The sequence below is a fragment of the Emticicia sp. CRIBPO genome (assembly GCF_009905725.1).
GTDB lineage: Bacteria > Bacteroidota > Bacteroidia > Cytophagales > Spirosomataceae > Leadbetterella.
The window spans coordinates 44,540-59,425 of sequence record NZ_JAAAKV010000016.1 but is presented as its reverse complement, the minus strand read 5'-3'; the positions used below and the strand labels follow the sequence as shown (position 1 = coordinate 59,425).

Annotated in this window: 11 protein-coding genes; 6 read left to right on the top strand and 5 right to left on the bottom strand. The window is 48.9% G+C overall.

Annotated features, from left to right (window positions below; genetic code table 11):
* Positions 1–42: 42 nt before the first annotated feature.
* A complete protein-coding gene (locus tag GVN16_RS24365; RefSeq protein WP_166566581.1) occupies positions 43–729 on the bottom strand; it encodes a hypothetical protein in 687 nt (228 codons plus the stop codon).
* A 167-nt stretch (positions 730–896) separates the two neighbouring features.
* Here GVN16_RS24365 and GVN16_RS24360 point away from each other — a divergent pair, with 167 nt between their 5' ends.
* A complete protein-coding gene (locus GVN16_RS24360) occupies positions 897–1,376 on the top strand; it encodes a hypothetical protein (RefSeq protein WP_166566580.1) in 480 nt (159 codons plus the stop codon).
* Positions 1,377–1,384: 8 nt separating this feature from the next.
* Here GVN16_RS24360 and GVN16_RS24355 read toward each other — a convergent pair whose 3' ends face one another.
* Positions 1,385–2,050 carry a vancomycin high temperature exclusion protein gene (locus GVN16_RS24355; protein ID WP_205748982.1) on the bottom strand — a complete coding sequence of 222 codons (666 nt, stop codon included), beginning with the start codon at positions 2,048–2,050 and terminating at the stop codon, positions 1,385–1,387.
* A 108-nt stretch (positions 2,051–2,158) separates the two neighbouring features.
* The gene (locus GVN16_RS24350) at positions 2,159–3,535 is read right to left on the bottom strand and encodes an arylsulfatase (protein ID WP_166566579.1); all 1,377 of its coding nucleotides are present in this window, start codon (positions 3,533–3,535) and stop codon (positions 2,159–2,161) included.
* A 281-nt stretch (positions 3,536–3,816) separates the two neighbouring features.
* On the opposite strand from GVN16_RS24350, the gene GVN16_RS24345 reads away from it, so the two are divergent.
* Positions 3,817–5,214 carry an aminotransferase class V-fold PLP-dependent enzyme gene (locus GVN16_RS24345; protein ID WP_166566578.1) on the top strand — a complete coding sequence of 466 codons (1,398 nt, stop codon included), beginning with the start codon at positions 3,817–3,819 and terminating at the stop codon, positions 5,212–5,214.
* Between the two features lie 123 nt (positions 5,215–5,337).
* Here the strand turns inward: GVN16_RS24345 and GVN16_RS26240 are convergent, their stop codons facing one another.
* The gene (locus GVN16_RS26240) at positions 5,338–5,472 is read right to left on the bottom strand and encodes a hypothetical protein (RefSeq protein ID WP_255490332.1); all 135 of its coding nucleotides are present in this window, start codon (positions 5,470–5,472) and stop codon (positions 5,338–5,340) included.
* Positions 5,473–5,571: 99 nt separating this feature from the next.
* Here GVN16_RS26240 and GVN16_RS24340 point away from each other — a divergent pair, with 99 nt between their 5' ends.
* The 4 genes from GVN16_RS24340 (at position 5,572) to GVN16_RS24325 (ending at position 11,688) form a co-directional block, all read left to right on the top strand.
* The gene (locus tag GVN16_RS24340; RefSeq protein WP_166566577.1) at positions 5,572–8,394 is read left to right on the top strand and encodes an outer membrane beta-barrel family protein; all 2,823 of its coding nucleotides are present in this window, start codon (positions 5,572–5,574) and stop codon (positions 8,392–8,394) included.
* A 114-nt stretch (positions 8,395–8,508) separates the two neighbouring features.
* Positions 8,509–9,312, top strand: coding sequence for a GLPGLI family protein (locus tag GVN16_RS24335; RefSeq protein WP_166566576.1), 804 nt, complete (start codon positions 8,509–8,511; stop codon positions 9,310–9,312).
* Positions 9,313–9,351: 39 nt separating this feature from the next.
* Positions 9,352–10,986 carry a sensor histidine kinase KdpD gene (locus GVN16_RS24330; RefSeq protein ID WP_166566575.1) on the top strand — a complete coding sequence of 545 codons (1,635 nt, stop codon included), beginning with the start codon at positions 9,352–9,354 and terminating at the stop codon, positions 10,984–10,986.
* Positions 10,987–10,989: 3 nt separating this feature from the next.
* A complete protein-coding gene (locus tag GVN16_RS24325; RefSeq protein WP_166566574.1) occupies positions 10,990–11,688 on the top strand; it encodes a response regulator transcription factor in 699 nt (232 codons plus the stop codon).
* Between the two features lie 242 nt (positions 11,689–11,930).
* Here the strand turns inward: GVN16_RS24325 and GVN16_RS24320 are convergent, their stop codons facing one another.
* On the bottom strand, positions 11,931–14,546 hold the full coding sequence (locus GVN16_RS24320) for a carbohydrate-binding domain-containing protein (RefSeq protein ID WP_166566573.1): 2,616 nt from the start codon (positions 14,544–14,546) through the stop codon (positions 11,931–11,933).
* Positions 14,547–14,886: the final 340 nt, after the last annotated feature.

Genomic DNA, 14,886 nt, shown 5'->3' with positions numbered 1-14,886 from the left:
GCGTTCTGCAAACGGGTCGGTGGCCGCCCTGGAAATACCTGTTTATTCCAGCTCTTCTACCTTGCCTATGCTCCGGTAGGGAATCTGGTTGTTGATAAATAATTTTTGCTCTTTTATTAGCTCTTCCTGTGCCACAGGAATTTCTGTCGGACTAAACTGATCTTCTGTGTTTTGCAATGAAGATGAAGAGGAAGATGTGACGGTTTCTTTGTGCGGCCTGACAAAAACGGTGTCACCCGAGATACGGCTGACGAGGAACCAGGTGTAATGTTTCTTTGCTGTTTCGTCAAAGTCATAAGTCCACATTTTTGTGCCGGCCTTGATATGGGCAAAAGCCGGATCCGGACCTGTATCGCTCTTTTTGATTACCTTGAAATAAGTGAAGATTCCCGCAAGGAAAATGACCAGGCCGTAAAAAAACAGGGAGGGTCTGATCCTGAAATGGGCGACAATGTTTTCTCTTTCTGCTTTGATCAGGCTCTTGATCTCCGGGGAAATGTCCTTGGGTCTGATGATTTGATGGCAGGCAGAACAACTTAGCTGGGCGTCTTTTCTTTTTAACAGAACCGAACCGCCAAAGTTGGAAACTTCCGGCTGAAACCAGTCCAGTTGAAGATGGCTGTGTTGCTTACATTTGGGGCATTCGTGGGTAGCGTCTAAAGGAGTGGTTTTGAGATGGATTTGTGAAATTGTCGTAATGATAGCCATAAGAATAAATGATCGGAACACACCCGGTGTGTTTGTTAAAGGGTTAAAAGAGCGTTTTAAATTTAGACGCAGATATACCCGGATAGTCACTCAGACCGCTTCCGGAACCAGGGAAAAAAAAGGGAAACGGATCGTTGCTCGGAATTCTGTTCTCATTTTAAGATATTTGCAGGACATAAATGAACCCGATGGAAACAGGTATAAAAGAAAAAATACATGCTCTTTTAAAAGAAATAAATAAGGACCTGACGCTGTTGAACGACCCCTTTTATGTGATCGGGGCTTCTGCTTTGATTTTGTCGGGAGTGGAGGTTGAGAATACCTTTGATATCGATTTACTGACTTCTGCCCGTGATGCCGATCTCTTAAAAACCATCTGGAAAGACCGGCAACTGAATACATACATCCCGGCCGACGGGCATCAATTCAGGTCCAACTTCGGACGCTTCGGTTTTGGCGATATGGACGTTGAGGTGATGGGTAACCTGGAAGTCTGCCGGAACGACAAATGGGTGCCTTTGAGAGTGGAGGAGCCTGTTAAGATAAGCGGCGATGGTTTTGAGGTTCACGTCCCTTCTTTAGCTGATCAAAAAAGGATTCTGCACTTTTTCGGCCGCCCAAAGGATCATCAGAAGATCCGCCTGATAGAGAAGTATTTAGAAATGTAATAACTACTTTATTTCATCTCAACCTTCTTCCCCGAAACCCTGGCCTTGACGCCAAACAGCATATCCAGGAATACCTTGTCTCTCGCAAAAAACTCTCTGATTTCAATTGCGAGGGCCTTGACGTCCCCGGCGTTGTAGCCATAGGCCCTGATGCCGTTTTGCCGGGCGATGAACACAGCCCTTTCATTGTGAAACGGTTGTGAGATCACCAGGAATGTATCCTGCCCGAACACGTCCCTGGCCCTTAAAACCGAATCCAGTGTACGGTATCCGGCGTAGTCGATGAATATAACTTCAGACGGAATACCGCGGCTGATCAACTCCTCCCGCATGTCCTGTGCTTCGCGGTTAGGCGGCCGGCTGTTGCCACTGACAATGATGTATTTTATCTTTTTTGCCCGGTAAAGCCCCACCGCGGCATCAATGCGGAGTAAAAAGAACAGATTGAGTCTTTTGCCTTTAAAATATTTGTTGGTCCCCAGTAAAAGGCCGGCCTTCTGAGGACTCACCTTGTCAAGGTCTGATGTAAGGTAAGGGGCTGAGGAAGAGCTGATTCTGCTGTAAATAATGCCGGAAACCACCAGCAGTATGACTGCCAGGGCAAAAGGAATCCGGAGGTATGAAAGGAGTTTTTTCATAGTAAGGTAAATCACCATAAAAATACTGAGTAACATTCACACCTCGGGGTTTTCAGGCAAATGTTTTTAAAAAACAGGCATCAGAAAAATATATAAAAAGATCCCCGGAAAGACCGGGGATCTGAAGTGCTGATTGATTGAAGATTATTTTTTCAGCGGCCACATCGGCGATTCCGTCCGGTTCAGGGCAATGGCTTTTTCGGCCTTCGCGACAATATCGGGGTATTGAGCCGCCACATCTTTTTCTTCGCCGAGGTCATTTTTGAGATGGTAAAGTTCCATTTTTCCTCCCTTTGTCCTTTGTCTGACGGCTTTCCAGTCGCCCATTCTGACGGCTTGGTCAAAGCCTCTTTCATAAAACTCCCAGTAAAGAGCATCGTGCTTTTTAGCCATAGGCTTGCCTTTGAGGCTGTTGGAGAACGAAAGTCCGTCCAGCCCTTTGGTTTTGCTGCCACCTACCAGTTCTTCGAAAGTCGGAAATACATCATAGTTGGCCAGTATTTCCTGGTTGGTCAGCCCCTTTTTGACTTTCCCTCCCCAGGCGATAAACGGCACACGGATTCCTCCTTCATACAAATCACGTTTGATGCCTCTGAGCGGCCCGTTGCTGTCAAAAAACACCGGGTCAGCCCCGCCTTCCTGATGAGGGCCGTTGTCGGAAGTAAAAAAGACATAGGTATTTTCATCCAGCCCGAGTTCTTTCAGCAATTGCATCAGGTTGCCCATGTCCCGGTCAAAATGAGTGACCATTCCCGCAAAATTAGCCCTCGGTTTTTCCTGGGAGCGGTAACTTCCCCCTTTCTGCAGGTAGGGTGTTTCCTGGAACCGGCTGCTGTTGTCGGCATTCAGAAACGGCGAAACTGAACCGGGGGTAGGGGCAAACACCTCGGCATGCGGCATGGTCATGGCCAGGTATAAAAAGAAAGGTTTCGATTTATTGATTTTTACAAAGTCGACCGCGGCATCCATCACATACAAGTGCGAATGGCGAAGCGAATCTGTCGGGTATTTGACGGTTTTGCCGTCCCTGATTGTCCACAGGTTATTGGTAAAATAATGATGGGCGTGCACATGATGGGTATAGCCCAGGAACTCATCCCAGCCTTGTTTTTCAGGCGATCCGGCGTTGTCTGCCAGTCCGAGGCCCCATTTTCCGAACATCCCGGTTCGGTAACCGTTCTGTTTGAAATACTCTGCCATTGTAAAATCTTCATCACGCAAAGGTATCTCTCCGTTGCCACGGATATAGGCATTTCCCATGCTTTTACCCGTCATCAGGGCACAGCGTGAAGGGGCACAAACGGTGCTTCCTGAGTGGAAATCCGTGAAGCGGATGCCTTCTTTCGCCATTTTGTCCAGGTTCGGGGTCTGGTATCTTTTCTGTCCGTAGCAACTCAAATCACCGTAACCCAGGTCATCGGCCATTACATAGATAATGTTGGGCTGACGGGTTGGAGTGGCTTTTTTGAATGAAAAGATAAGAAAGACACAAAAAGAGGCAATGAGAAATTTGATTTTCATGACGGCGGTATAAATGAAATTTAAGGTTGAGGCTATAAAGTTATGATTTCTTCTTAAAATTTCAGCATTAATTCCGGCAGGGTTTGCTTTCCTTTCTGACCGGAGTTATCAGCGGATTTACTAAAAAACGCAACTTCCGGGTTTTGGAGTCGTCAGCGTTGTTTTAGTTTTGACGAAAAGAAGCTGAACTGCCTGTCTGTCAGTTAAATAGTTTTTAAGTAGACGTTTGACAAACATAATTTATAAGTAAATTGAACCCCATAAAACCCAATCTTACGGATATGTATCAAAAGACGCTTCAATCGGCACTTCACCATGCCCTGGCTTATCTCGACAACCTGGATCAAGCTCCGGTTAATGCTACGGCAAGCCTGCAGCAACTCCGGGATAAACTGCAATATCCTCTGTCTGACGAAGGGCTTGATCCTGAAAAAGTGATTGATGACCTTGTCAGGGATGTGGAAGGTGGGATCGTCGGCTCTGCGGGAGGACGTTTTTTTGCCTGGGTCATCGGGGGAGCAGTCCCTGCAGCCCTGGCGGCAGACTGGCTGACTTCCACCTGGGACCAGAACGCCGCTCTTTATGCAGCAGGGCCGGCAGAATCGGTGATTGAAGAGATTTGCGGAGAATGGCTCAAAGATTTATTCGGATTGCCGCAAAGTTCGAGTTTTGCGTTTGTGACGGGGTGCCAGATGGCTCATGTCACCTGCCTGGCGGCTGCCAGAAATGCACAGCTGGCTGCTGCCGGATGGAACGTCGAAAACGACGGATTATCCGGGGCTCCCGAAATTAAAATCATCTGCAGCAACCAGAGGCACGGATCCGTCGAGCGGGCCGTAAGGTTTTTGGGTCTGGGCAGAAAATCCATGCTGAATCTTCCTGTTACGGAGCAGGGAACATTGAGTCCGGAGGTGCTCAAACAGGCTTTGGAAGAGCATCAGCATCAGCCACTGATTGTTGTTTTACAGGCAGGTGATCTCAACATCGGTGCCTTTGACCCTTTTGACGAACTCATTGACGTAGCCCGTCAGTATAAGGCCTGGGTGCATGTTGACGGGGCATTCGGCTTATGGGCCAACGCTTCTCCGGCTTACAAACACCTGCTCAAAGGTGTGGAAAAAGCAGATTCCTGGACTTCGGACGGACATAAATGGCTCAATGTGCCTTATGACTGCGGTTATGCTTTTGTAAAAAATACTGAGGCCCACATTGCGGCCATGTCGCACCGGGAAAGTTACCTGGTCCATTCCCAGACAGCCAGGGACCAGATAGACTGGACACCGGAGTTTTCAAGAAGAGGCCGCTCGGTGGCCTCCTATGCGGCCATTCGCCAGCTGGGCAGAAAGGGCATCTCCGACCTGATAGAAAGAAACTGCCGGTTTTCACACGAGATAGTCACCCGAATCGGCGAATTGGAAGGAGCAGAGGCCGTTTTTGTGCCGCAACTCAACCAGGGTCTGGTCCGTTTTATCCATCCCGGCTCAAAAGACCATGATGCTTTCACAGACCAGGTCATCGCAGCCATTCTGAATAAGGGAGAAGCCTTTTTCGGAGGAACCACCTGGAACGGCATCCGCTGTATGAGGGTATCTGTCTCTAACTGGCAGACCACAGAAAAGGATGTGGAAAGAACGGTTACTTCTGTCAGGGAAGTCCTGGCAGAACTGAGAAGTTTGTGATCTGATCCTGGAGGGCGTCGCCTGTTTTGAGGATATTGTAATTTTTAATGCAGTCCCGGCCTGAAGGCACGGGGCAATATTGAGGTTTTTGGGCCTGAAGGCCCTGGTTTGGTTTTAAATAGCCTATTGATTAAAGCTTACAGCTGATCCTCTGAAAAACTTTCTCCCGTCCGACGTCGCCAGGTTAGCTTTCTCCCCTTCCGGCGTCACCGCCAGGCCGGGCAGGCATTCTCCCTTTTCCTTCCATCCTTTTTCCATTCTCCAGAATTAACCTTATTTAACCTTGTTGCAAGGATCATTAACTTGATGTGGAAGAATGTCCGTATACTTTTGTCCCATCAACAGTTAATGAAAATTATGAAAAAGCTATTTACAATTACTCTCTTACTTCTTTACTACTTCTTTTCACCTGCCATGGCCCAGTCCGGCAACAAGTTCAGTGTCAAAGGCTCTGTGACCGACCTGGCAGGCAAGCCGATGGAAGGCGGTACGGTACTCGCCCTGGATAAAAAAGATTCATCGCTCGTTACTTTTGGCAGGGTGTTGTCCAGCGGGGCTTTTGAGCTGCGGAACCTGGACAAGCAGGCCTTCATCCTTAAAATTACTTATGTGGGGATGCAGAGTTTTACAAAGCTGATAGAACCCGCTTCTGAAGTGGTGGATCTGGGAGCCATCAAACTTGAACCAGAACTGAAAGAACTCAACGGCGTTTCGGTAAAAGGGGAGCGGTCGCCCGTAACCATCAAACAGGACACCATAGAATACAATGCCGGGTCGTTTAAAGTGCAGCCCAACGCGGCAGTAGAAGAGCTTCTGAAACGTCTGCCTGGTGTGGAGGTAGACAAAGACGGCACCGTGAGGGCCCAGGGGCAGACCGTTCAGCGGGTAACGGTGGAAGGCAAGGAGTTTTTCGGGCGTGACCCTAAAATTGCCACTAAAAACCTGCCTGCCGATGCCGTAGATAAGGTGCAGGTATTTGACCGCAAATCCGACCAGGCCCAGTTCAGCGGGGTGGATGACGGCCAGCGGGAAAAAACCATCAACCTCTCATTAAAAGAAGAAAAGAAAAACCTCGCTTTCGGAAACATTTCTGCAGGAGGCGGCCCCGACGAAAGACTGGCATTGAAAGGAAACCTCAACAGGTTTTCCAAGACCCGCCAGTTTTCGGTTTTAGGAATGGGGAATAACGTCAACCAGCAAGGTTTTTCAATCAACGACTACATGAGCTTCACAGGTATGGGACAGCAGATGATGGCTGGTGGAGGCGGTGTCAGGATACAGTTCAATGCCAGCGACGACAGTGAGATACCCCTGAATTTTGGGGGCAGAACCAACGGTTTTCTGAACAACTGGGCCGGAGGGGTCAATTTTAACAACCAGTTTGCCAACAAAACGGAAATTAACGGAAGCTACTTTTACAACAAAGTCAACCAGGACATCGAGAGAGAAACGAGCCAGAGAACTTCGCTGCAGAACTCTTCCTTCCTTACCGATCAGTCTGCCAATCAGCACACCGGCAACGAGTCGCACAGGCTCAACCTGACAGCCGATAAAAAGTTTAATGAGGCCAATGTCCTGAAATGGACCAACCGCTTTGATTACCGCAGAAACGACTCGGAAATCAGCAGTCTGAGCAGTTCATACAGAGAAGACGGCATCAATGGGGCCCGCGAACTCCAGAATGAAGGACAACGTAAAAGCTATTCTGCCGGAGACGGCATCAGGCTGAATTCAGAACTGCTTTTCCGTCATAAATTCAGCAAAAAAGGCCGTTCTATGGCCACCACTCTGACTTACGGACTGGACCAGAGTGATAAAGCCGGCGGATTGCAGGCCATCAACAAGTTTTATAAAGGACTGTCTGCCCCTGATAGAGTAGACACCCTTCGCCAGGTCAATACCCAGGACAATGATAAATATACCCTCGGAGCAAAAGTGTCTTACACCGAGCCTGTCGGTAAAGGCAAATACCTTGAATTCAACTATGCCTGGCAGAAAGTCAGCAATGACATGGACAGGAAAGTATTTGACCTTGGCAAAGGCAATGAAGGACAGGTCTTTAATCCTTTGCTCAGCAACCAGTTTGAAAACGACTTTATTTACCAGAGAGGTGGAGCCAATTTCAGGGCCACAGAGAAGAAATGGAACGGAACCATCGGTTTAGGATTTCAGCACTCCGCTCTTAACGGCCACCTGATTCTTCAGAATACGGATATTGACCGCACTTTCCTGAATGCTTTGCCAAGTGCCAGGTTCCAGTACAATGTCAGCAATTCCCGTTCTTTCGAGCTCTCGTACGAAACAGACGTCAGGGAACCGGACATGCAGCAGCTGTCGCCTGTGGTAGACAATTCGGATCCTTTGAATATTTACAAGGGAAACCCTTCGCTGAGACCGGAGTTTAACAATCGCGTGACTTTACAGTTCAGAGACTTCAATCAACTGAATTTCAGCAGTCTTTTCGGTTTTGTAAACCTGACTTATACCACCAATAAGATTGCCCAGAGCCAGACCATTGATGAGCAACTGGTGAGAACCTATCAGCCGATTAATGTAAGCAACGACCTGAACATCAACGGTAGTATATCCAAAGGATTCAGGATCAAAGCCATTGCCACAAGATTTACGTTGAGCACTTTCCTGTTGTATAACCGCGGACTTACACCGGTCAACGGCCTGGAAAATGTTACTAAAAGAGTCGAAAGCCGCAATACTTTAAGAGCGGAATACAGGCTCGGCACTACGTTCGACGTGTCGGCCAGTGCCAGACTGACCCTGAACCGTACCGCTTATTCTGTCAATTCGGCCTTGAATCAGAAATACATCAACCAGAATTATACCGCAGAAGCCAACTGGCAGCTGGCAAAGGTATTCAATCTGAACTCATCGCTGGATTATGCGGTATACAATTTCCCAGGTTCGGATTTCAGTCAGAAAATACCTTTGTGGAATGCTTCCGTCAGCCGCTCATTCCTGAAAAACAACCGTGGGGAACTGAAGCTCTCAGCCGTGGATTTGCTGAACCGCAACGTGGTGATCAACAGGGTAGCCCAGGCCAACTTTGTACAGGATGAGAGAATCAGGTCGCTGGGAAGGTATTTCCTGCTCACCTTTACCTATTCTATCAGGGGTATGCAGGGTCCTGCGGCAGGTGGAGTGAGGATTATCCAGGGAGGATGAGGAGCCCCCTCCTAAGCACCGGGCCGTCAGGCCCAAAACCTTGCTTATTTTGCCCCCGGCCTTCAGGCCGGAGGACATGGAAAAAGAATATTGAAAATCAAACAATTAAATAAAATGAAAAACAGAATTTTAGCCCTGATGTTGCTCTTGTCCCCGGCGGCGAACATGTTTGCCCAGTCGGCGGAAGGCGTCATTATCTATGAACAAAAAATAAATATGCACCGCCGCATCCAGGACGAAGCCATGAAAGCCATGGTGCCGGAGTTCAGAACGGTGAAGATGCAACTGAGCATTAAAGGACCCGAGTCTTTGTACAAAAGTTTCGAGGAAGCAGATGATGAGTCCACTTCCGAAAATGACGGCCGTACCGTAAGAATGGTATTCAGAGCCCCTCAGAGTGAAGTTTACCGTCATTTTGACAACAAAACCCTGGTGGAATTACGTGAACTGGCCGGTAAGAAATTCCTGATCCAGGACAGTTTGAAAAGAATGGCCTGGAAGTTGAATCCTGCCGTCACCCGTAAGATCAACGGCTATGAGTGCGTTCAGGCCACCACCACCCAGAAAGAAACGGGCGGAGCGGTCATCAGGATCAACAACGGCGGTCCTGCCGGTAATGGCCCGGCGACGCCTCCTGAACCTAAAGATGTAAAGGTAGTGGCATGGTTTACCCAGGACATTCCGAGTCCGGCAGGGCCGGGCAGCTACGGCGGTCTTCCAGGATTGGTGATGGAAGTAGACATCAATGAAGGCGAAACGGTCATTTCGGCTGCGAAAGTGGAATTGAAGAAAGTAACCGACCTGAAACTGCCTTCCGGCGGCAAGAAAGTGACTGAAGCTGAATTCAAAAAGATCAGGGATGATTACATGAAGGAAGTAAGCAGCCAGGGCGGAGGCATGAGAGTCATCAGAAATTAAGCTTCGGGATTTTAGGATAAACCGGTATATTTACACCTGATGAAAGGAAATAAAACAGCATTGATCCTCATGGTCGTCAGCATGGTATTGCTGACGGCCTTTCAGGGTTTCTGGCTCAGGAAAGAGTACCTGGAGCAGAAATCGAACCTGTATAAGGAGTCGGACCTGCTGTTTAAACAAACCGTAAGGACCCTGGAAGATTCGGCTGTGAAACAAAAACTGGATCAGGCCATAGTAATGAGTGACAGGGCTGAACTCAAAAAGGGAAGGGCCTCTAAACCCTCAAAAAAGAATACTTTGATCCTCACTAACAGGATGGACCATAAAGTGGTACTCAGGGATTCTCTGCCGCCCAGAACCATGGTCATGATCAGGAATGACTCTGTGTCTATTCCGCCTGGAATGAAACTGAAAGGTTTTGCGAGGGGCAGCAACACTGCCCTCAATATCCCGCCTGATTCCATCAAAAGCATTATTGTCCGTAAAAGGCCCGACTCTTCGAAAAACTTCAGTTTTGTGATCAGCATGACGATGTCTTCTCCCGGCTACAGGCCCGATACCCTGGCTAATCTGGCGAGGATCGTCAAACCTTTTCAGAATGCCGTGTGGGCTAAAAAACTCGGCACACTGGAGGAAGGCCGGAGACAGACGAAAGAAGACCGGATGATTTATCTTAACCTGGCCTTTGACAGCCTGAAAACCGATACCGTTTACAGGGCCTTCAGAAAACAGCTGTCTAAATCCGGCAAAACCCTGAAATTTACCCTCAGCCGCGACAGCATCGTCAGACCTGACAGTTTGCTCGCCAAAAGTATGCTGCTCAGCAGTGCCCAGCCCGGAGGTTCTAATTTTGTGGCGGAGTTTCCGGAATACAGGAAGTACATATTCTCAAAAATCACCACCCAGATCTTGTTTTCTGTCTTTTTGCTGGCCCTTACAGGTCTGGCGTTCGGGTTTATTTACCGCAGCCTGCAACAGCAAAACAGGCTCAATGCCATCAAAAACGACCTCATCAGCAATGTCACCCACGAGCTGAAAACGCCTTTGGCTACGGTCAGCGTGGCCCTTGAAGCCCTGCAGAATTTCGGAGGGTCGGCCAATCCCGAATTGTCGAAAGAGTACCTGGAGATTTCCCGGAATGAATTGGACAGGCTTTCGCTGATGGTCGATAACATCCTGAAATCATCGGTGCTTGAACAACAATCTGTCGAGCTGGCCCTGGAGCAACTGGATTTTGCAGCCCTCACCGACCAGGTGTACCAGGTCTGGAAACCCCGTTTTGAGAATGAGAAAGCGGAAATATCATTAAAGACAACCGGCCAAAACTTTACGGTAGCCGCCGACCGTACTCACATGACCAACGTCCTGAACAACCTCATCGATAACGCCCTCAAATATGGCGGGGAATCGCCGGTGGTCAGGCTGCAGCTCAGCGAAAATGAAGAGCAGGTAAGCATCAGCATCAGTGATAACGGCATCGGCATTCCGAAAGAATACAGAAACCAGGTGTTCGAGAAGTTTTTCAGGGTGCCGACAGGTGACCGGCACAATGTAAAAGGCTATGGCCTGGGACTTAATTATGTGAAAAATATCGTCAGACTGCACGGCGGGCAGGTGCACCTCGAAAGCACAGTCGATGCAGGAAGCCGGTTTACGGTGACGTTAAAGAAGTAAGTTATGAGCAGGATCAGGTTATTATATGTGGAAGACGAGGTGTTTCTGGGCAAGATCGTCAAAGAGAGCCTGGAAAGCCGTGATTTTGAGATTTGTATGGTGTCTGACGGCCGCGAGGTAATGCCCGCGTTCCGTAAGTTTCAGCCCGATGTCTGTGTGCTGGATGTGATGCTGCCTTACAAAGACGGCTTCGAACTTGCCCGCGAGATCCGGGCCATCGACCAGCAGATGCCCATCCTTTTCCTGACGGCCAAAACCCAGACCGAAGATGTATTGAAAGGATTTGAGTCCGGCGGTAACGATTACCTGAGGAAACCCTTCAGCATGGAAGAACTGATCGTCAGGATCCACAACCTCCGTCAGCTCGTAGGCGGCAAGGCCGGTCAGGCTCCGCTCATGTCTGAGGCTTATGATTTGGGTCAGTACCGTTTTTTACCACAGCAACAGGAGCTGCATTTCGGAGAAACCATCCGTAAGCTGTCCTACAGAGAGGCCGAACTGCTCAAAATACTCTCCGAAAACCTCAATTTCAAAGTCTTACGCAAAGACATCCTCCTGAAAGTCTGGGGCGACGACTCCTTCTTCAACTCCCGTAACCTCGACGTCTACATCACCCGCCTCAGGGAATACTTCAGACAAGACCCCGGCGTGGAAATCATGACGCTGAAAGGGGTGGGGTATTTGTTTAAAGTCGTAAAATAATGCTGATTTGTGATGGTTTATTTTAATTTTCCTGTTCTTTGTTTGCCATCCGCGAACAGAGTATTTCACAAATGCTGGTCCTACACTGTTCTCTTATAAAGCTAATAGCTAACCGCTAAAAGCCAAAAAAAACCGGCACAGTCTCACCCATGCCGGTTTCAGAATTTATTTCCCAGGGGTAGAAGTCAATGACTCCGGGCAGCCTTGGTTCGTTTTTCAGTTCTCCGTTCTCCTTCTCAAAATCAGAAGGTTATCGTGTTAACTGTCGTCGCGTTTGAAGTCGTAGGACTTGCTTTCAACGTTGCACCCGAATTGGAATAAGTACCGCCTGTGTATAACCCCCATCCTGATGAACCTCCCACAAAGCTTCCCCCTGTGTAAGTACCACCGAAGTAGATCTTATAGCCTGTATTTCTGGCTAAGCCCGGATTAGAGAAATGGAAAAAATAGGCCCCGTTTTTAGGTTTAAATGTGACGATTTCGGTGCCGGAGGCATTTTCAATCCGCAGTACCGAACTGCTTGCCAGCTGGGCACTTGACTTGATGTACATCGACACCTGCGTGGAGGCTGTTCCCATGGCCTTGGTCATACTGGAGTTGGAGCCTGCAGAAATCAGGATACCGCCGTTTACCAGGAAGTTACCGTTCACGTCGATGCCTTCTTCCGGTGCATTGGTCGGACCGCAGATGATGGTCGTTCCACCGCTGATGGTGAAGTTCCCGTTGCTGTCTATCGCATCACTTCCCGACACAATCAATACCCCTCCGGTTACATACAGATGGCTGCCGTCATTGGATTCCGTGCCTCCGTTGGTCGTACCTTTGGTGGCATTGATGCCGTCGTTTGATGCCGTTACGTTGGTCACTCCTCCCGCAAAAGTAATCAGCGGTGCTTCTATACCTTCTATCGATTTCGTGATATTGATGTTCCCGTTGCTTACGGTTACCGAGGTCTCGGATTTGATGCCGTCATCGGTGGCCGCAATGTTCAGGTCGCCGTTGGTCATACTGAAGGCCCCGTCGCTTTTGAAACCTTTGGCTTCGCTGGTAATGGCACTGGTGTAGGTATATTTGGCACCTGAAGCCGTGATGTTGGTCGTGGCTCCGCTGATGGTCGCCGTGCCGTCTACTGTGATGCCTTTTCCACCTGCCCCGGTGTTGGTGATGGTCAGGTTGCCTCCTTTAATCGCCAGGTTTTTATCGCAGTTGATCCCGGCAGAAGCCGCAATATCCGCATCGGCTGTCACATAATAGGCCGCACCCGTCACCGTGATTTTAACGGTACCCGCAGTAAGGGTAAAGTCACCGGATGTTTTGATGCCTTTGGCTCCTTTTCCGCTGACCGCCAGGGTAACTGCCTCAGAAGTGCCTATCATGGTATAACTCTCACTCTTGATGGCATTGCCTTTATCACCTGTAGTGGTTATTTTAAGGGTACCTCCTTTCACGGTAACATATGGGGTGATGGCAGCGTCAGTGCCTTCATAAGTAGCCGTAAGCCCGTCGTCTACACTGTTGATCGTCACCGAGCCGCCGTTGATGGTGATGTAGCCTTCTTCCGCTTCTACGCCGTCACCAGACGAGGTAATGTTAAGTGTTCCGTTGTCCATCGCAAAATAATCGTTGGCATGGATCCCGTCTTTCGCAGCCGCTTTAACGACAATATTGGACTCACTTACATAAATATAATCGTCAGAAACAATCCCGTGTTTGTTGTTTCCGGTCACATTCAGGGTACCAGAGCCCAAAAAGCTGAGTTGTCCTTCACTGAAGAACGTACCTTTCTGATCCTCGCTGCTGGTGGCGTAAGTGACACCGTCTGTCAGGTTGTTGGTTGTACCGGCCAGTACATTGATGGTCGCTTTTTTACCCGACTGTATGTTGATCGCAGGGCCGGAGCTGTTTGTCAGGGTCAGGCCTTTCATCGTAATATTGAATTTGTACTCACTGTAAATTTTGAAACTGCCTTTCGTGGCTGAGCCTGACAACAGGTACACAATTTCTTTGGTGGTGTTTTTAGAGGTCACCGTCACATCTGCCCCGCTGACAGCAACGATAACTCCATCGCCCGCAAAAGCATTGTTTACCGAAGCACTCGTGCCTGAATAAGCGATCACCACGGTATCTTTGGCTGTGCCTGCTCCCGATGTGCCCACCGCTACAGCGATCGCAATTGTATAACTTTGTCCCCCGAAATTCAGGTTAAAAGTAGCTGTCCCCGAGGAAGTGGGCGTGCCTGAAATGGTATAGGTCAGGTTACCAGCCCCGTTGCTCAGAGTCCCGGCCGCTAAAGTGGCCGTCAGACCTTCCACACCTGTTGAAGAAGCCGTTGAAACATCATATTTTCCACCGTTGCCGCCGGTGTAGGCTAAGGTAACCGTACCGGAATATGCCGAGCCGCTGGTGCCTCCGGCCGGAGTGGCTGTACTGGTCAGTGACGAAATACTGGCAGTGGAGGCCACTACGGTCAGATCCAGGGTGCAGGATTGTCCGCCCAGCTCAATGGGAAAACTCGCTGTTCCGGCAGAGGCTGGCGTACCTGCGATAGTAAAAGCCGCTGTACCGCCGTTTCCGCTGGTCAGTGTTCCGGCAGCTAGGGTGGCGGTCAGACCTGTCACACCTATTGAAGCGACGGTTGTTCCGGCTTCGTAAGTGACGCCGTTGCCACCTGTATAAGGCACATTGGCAGTGGCGGTATAAGAAGTCCCGCTGGTGGCGGTGGCTGAAAATGTAACACCCGAACAGTTAATAGCCGTAACAACAGGAGTTTTTGAATCGACGTCGTTCGTCTTACAGGATTGGAAAATTAAAATGAGCGTCAGGACAAGGCCGGCTGCTGATAAACTTCTTCTATTCATATTGGTATCATTAATTACATAGTGCTTGTTAAATAATACAAACGGACAAACCACCGGAAATGCAGTACGCCCATAAAAAATTGAGGTGAAAAAGGCAAATGTAAGGGAGAATGATGGAATAAATGAATGAATGATTGAATGATTGAGTGAGTGATTGGATTGGGATTGAATTAGTAGGGAAGTGGCAGGCAACGCCTGTCTGCGACGATATTGCGGCAGAAATATCGAATTCCCAATAATGTATTTACATCATCAATATGCCGGCTTTTAACAAAAAAACACTCACCCCGGAGGCCGGGGGAGTGTTCATTTCCTTATCATCTTTTCCCGGTCAGGGGAA